Origin of the sequence: Streptomyces alkaliphilus (genome assembly GCF_014141535.1) — a bacterium.
Classification (GTDB): Bacteria; Actinomycetota; Actinomycetes; order Streptomycetales; family Streptomycetaceae; genus Streptomyces; species Streptomyces alkaliphilus.
Genome location: NZ_VKHT01000484.1, coordinates 1 through 3,852, shown reverse-complemented (window position 1 = coordinate 3,852; position 3,852 = coordinate 1). Strand labels below are relative to the sequence as shown.

At 67.6% G+C, this 3,852-nt stretch carries 3 protein-coding genes and 1 pseudogene; 2 read left to right on the top strand and 2 right to left on the bottom strand.

Going from position 1 to position 3,852, the window contains the following annotated elements; translation table 11 throughout:
- The first annotated feature begins 30 nt into the window (after window positions 1–30).
- Entirely contained in the window at window positions 31–996 is a 966-nt protein-coding gene (gene yjfF / locus FNQ90_RS15365; RefSeq protein ID WP_182606900.1) for a galactofuranose ABC transporter, permease protein YjfF, read from the top strand.
- Window positions 997–1,059: 63 nt separating this feature from the next.
- Here yjfF and FNQ90_RS15360 read toward each other — a convergent pair whose 3' ends face one another.
- Window positions 1,060–2,220 carry an endo-1,4-beta-xylanase gene (locus FNQ90_RS15360; RefSeq protein ID WP_182606899.1) on the bottom strand — a complete coding sequence of 387 codons (1,161 nt, stop codon included), beginning with the start codon at window positions 2,218–2,220 and terminating at the stop codon, window positions 1,060–1,062.
- Between the two features lie 988 nt (window positions 2,221–3,208).
- On the opposite strand from FNQ90_RS15360, the gene FNQ90_RS15355 reads away from it, so the two are divergent.
- Entirely contained in the window at window positions 3,209–3,601 is a 393-nt protein-coding gene (locus tag FNQ90_RS15355; RefSeq protein ID WP_182606898.1) for a hypothetical protein, read from the top strand.
- Here the strand turns inward: FNQ90_RS15355 and FNQ90_RS15350 are convergent.
- A pseudogene (locus FNQ90_RS15350) lies at window positions 3,538–3,852 on the bottom strand (alcohol dehydrogenase); the annotation flags it as partial. The gene FNQ90_RS15355 and the pseudogene FNQ90_RS15350 sit on opposite strands and share 64 nt — an antisense overlap.

The window sequence follows — 3,852 nt, the reverse complement described above, 5'->3', positions numbered from 1 at the left end:
CCCACCCGCCCGTGGGAGTTTCCGGGCCGCATTCGGCCGCCCCGTCGCTTTCTGCCGGTGGTCGCCACATTCGTCGTCTTCGTGCTCACCTTCGGCGCCGGATCCCTGCGCTACGAGGGCTTCGCCTCCGGCCAGATCGTCGCGAACCTGTTCGTCGACAACGCCTTCCTCATCGTGCTCGCCGTCGGGATGACATTCGTCATCCTCACCGGTGGCATCGACCTTTCCGTGGGGGCGGTCGCCGCCCTGTCCACCATGATCGCCGCTGCCGGCCTCCAGGCCGGTTGGCCTCCCACGGTGGTCGTCGTGGCGGTCCTCTCCACCGGTGCCACTCTCGGTCTCCTGATGGGGCTGGTGATCCACCACTTCCGGGTCCAGCCCTTCATCGTCACCCTGGCCGGCATGTTCCTGGCCCGGGGGCTGTGTTTCCTCATCAGCGTGGAGTCGATCTCCATCCGGGACCCCGCGTTCCGTGATCTCGCGACCGCGACCCTCAACCTCCCCGGCGACATCGTGGTGACCCCCGCCGTGATCATCGCGCTGGTCGTCGTCGCGGTCGCGATGTACGTACTGCACCGCACCCGCTTCGGACGCACCGTGTACGCGGTGGGGGGAAGTGAATCCTCCGCACGTCTCATGGGGCTGGCCACCGGCCGGGCCAAGGTGGGCGTCTACGTGGTGAGCGGTCTCTGCTCGGCCCTGGGCGGCCTTCTCTTCGGTCTCTACATGCTTTCCGGCTACGGCTTGCACGCCGTGGGCATGGAACTGGACGTCATCGCCGCCGTCGTGATCGGCGGAACACTGCTGGCGGGAGGCGTCGGCTACGTGGCCGGTTCGGTACTGGGCGTCCTGGTGCTGGGCACCGTGCAGACCGTGATCTCCTTCGAGGGAACCCTCAGCTCCTGGTGGACCCGCATTGTGATCGGGGTCCTTCTGCTGGCCTTCATCCTTCTCCAACGGATCATGGTCGGCCGACCATCCGACGGCACCGCGTGACCCTCGGCCCGCGGGGTCCCGCTCCGCCCGCCGCGGTCACCGCGACGGGCGGAGCGGAGAACCTCAGCCCCTGCGGGCCTGGTTCAGAGTCGAACGCAGCGCGAAGAAGGCGGGCTTGGGAACGAACTTCTCCGTCATCACGGTGGCGGAACCCTCACCCTCGAAGAAAGTGGGTACCCAGGAGTACTTGTCCGTGAAGCCCCAGATGGTGAAGGAGTTGCAACCCTCCACGGCCAGACAGGCGGACAGCGCCCGGTCGTAGTAGTCGGCCTGCTGCATCAACTGCGCCTTGGTGGGACGGCCACTCGCCGGCAGATCCATCCGCACGTCCAGTTCGGTGACGGCGGTCTCCAGGCCGAGTTCGTCGAACCGCAGCAGGTTCCGCTCGAGATCGCCGGGGAAGCCGTAACGCGTGCTCAGGTGGCCCTGCACGGCGAACCCGTGCACCGGGACCCCCTCCGCGAGCAGTTCCTGCACGAGGGCATAGTAGGCGTCGCTCTTGGCGTTGACACCCTCCACGTTGTAGTCGTTGAAGAACAGCTTCGCCGCGGGGTCGGCCTCGTGCGCCCAGCGGAAGGCGTCGGCGACGATGCCCGGCCCGAGTTCCCGGATCCAGATGTTGTCCCGGGTACGCAGTTCCCCCTCCTCGTCGAAGATCTCGTTCGCCACGTCCCACTGCTGGATCCGCCCGGCGTACCGGCCGACGACGGTGGTGATGTGCTCGCGCAGGATCTCGCGCAGCTCCTCCGCGGTGAAGTCGCCCTCCTCCAGCCAGGCGGGGTTCTGGCTGTGCCACAGGAGCGTGTGGCCGCGCACGACCTGACGGTGACGCTCGGCGAAGTCGATGATCGCGTCGGTCTCCTCGAAGCGGTACCGGTCCCGCTCGGGGTGGATGAAGTCCCACTTCATCTGGTTCTCGGGGGAGACCGAGCTGAACTGCTTACCGAGAATCTTCCGGTACACCTTGTCGTGGGTGAAGGGGTCCGGGTAGTCCTGCTCGAGATGGTGTCCCCCGCCCGCCACGGCCGTCCCGACGTAGAACCCCTCCGGCGCGGCCCAGCGCAGTCGATTGAACTTGGCCTGGGCGTGGGGCGGGAGTTTGACGTTGACGTGGGGAGCGGGCCGGTGGTCGGGTCGTGGGGCGGCCGTGGCCGGGGACACCGCCAGGGGGAGGGCCACGGCGGTGGCCACGAGGGCGGCAAGGGCGAAACGCGCGGATCTCATCGGGGTCTCTCACCTTTGGTCGACTGGTCCGAAAGTTTTCGGAGCTTTCCCGAAAGTTCGAGTCACGGACGTTATGGTCTTCCGGGCGACACGTCAACGGGTTGCGCACGGATCCGCGGAAGCCGGTGTCCCGGCGCCCCTCCCGGGTCCGAGGGGGCATCGGGGGAAGGGTGCGGGCGTGCCCGTCCCGGCCCACCGGGAGCGGATCGGGAAGGGAACGCTTTCGGCTTGATATTCACCCATCCCGGAGAATTTCCACCAAGGATTTCATCAGTGGTGACGCCGGGAGTCGTCGCCGCTCCGTATCGATTTCCTTTTTCGGGGGTGCATCGGGGATTCCGGGAACAGGGGCGCGTGATTCTTGGTGCCGGTCGACCCGCCGACATTGCCGCGTGTTTCCCTCGGTGTCTCACCGGGGATGTCGACCGATTGTGGGGATTCCACATCGGGAAACCAGGAACTACTTTCCGGGTCCTCGGGCCGGTCGGTCCCCATCACATCAAAGTGGCCTGTCGTGGGCTCGTCGATGGTTTTAACTGCTGGAAAGGTCGGTGGGTCCATGGGAGATGGGGAGGAAGTGACCTCGCGGGACTTCGCGGAACTCGCCCGGGGATTTCCCGGAGCTGCCGCGGGTAATCCCCCGAATCCTCGTTCTTCGATTTCACGATTCCCCTGGGTGGGCCTTCGCGGCTCCGGGATTTCCCTGGTGAAAAAACCTCGAAATCATGTGATTTCCGGAAGCCCGCGATGCTCCGCTGTGCGTGGCGGCGCACCAGGGAAATACTCGACGGCGCATGACCGCCGAGGGGAAGTCACGGATGCCCGGTAATGAGGCCCACAGAGGCGGCGAGGACCGGCCCGCGTCCGGAAGCGGGGGCCGGCGGAACGCCAAGGTTCCCCCTCGTCGGGTGGCGGGAGAGCGCTTCCCGCTCCCGCCGCCCCGATCCCCGTAATCGCCGCATGCGCGGATGAAGTGGGGTCATGCCACGTGACGGATGTGGAGCGGGAACTGCGGGCCACGGTCGCGTCCCTGCTGCACGCCACGGGGGAGCGTCCGGCCGATCCGGCGGGCGCGATCGACATCGACCGCTCGCGGCTCCCCCGGAAACGGGTCGGCCCCCGACCCCGGTCGCCGGCGTACCTGCGCCACCCGGCCGCCCACCACCACGTGCAACCGGCGGATCTGTTGCGCGGGGTGGACCACGCACTGCGGCTGCTTCCGCCCCACCGCCGCGCCGATACCCCCGACGGCGGGAGCACCACCACGGAACCGGGGGAGGAGTACCGGATACCGCGGCTCCATGCGGTGCCCGGGGCTCACTCCCGTCGGATCACCACTTTCAGGGCTCCGGTCTTCCCCGGATCCGAGAAGACCTCGTAGGCCTCCTCGATCCGGTCGAGCCCGAAGGTATGGGTCACCAGCGACGAGGCAGTCAACCGGCCCGCGGCGAGCATCCGCAACAAGCGGGGGGTGGAGAAGGTGTCCACCAGCCCGGTGGTGATCGTCACGTTCCTCGCCCACAGCTTCTCCAGGTGCAGGACCACCGGCTTCCCGTGCACCCCGATGTTGGCGATGCGGCCGCCCGGCCGCACGACGCGCGTGCACAGCTCGAAACTCTCCGGGACCCCCAC

What these genes read in the sequence shown, in the direction of transcription:
- FNQ90_RS15360 (WP_182606899.1), bottom strand. Translation starts at nt 2,220, where the DNA reads ATGAGATCCGCGCGTTTCGCCCTTGCCGCCCTCGTGGCCACCGCCGTG.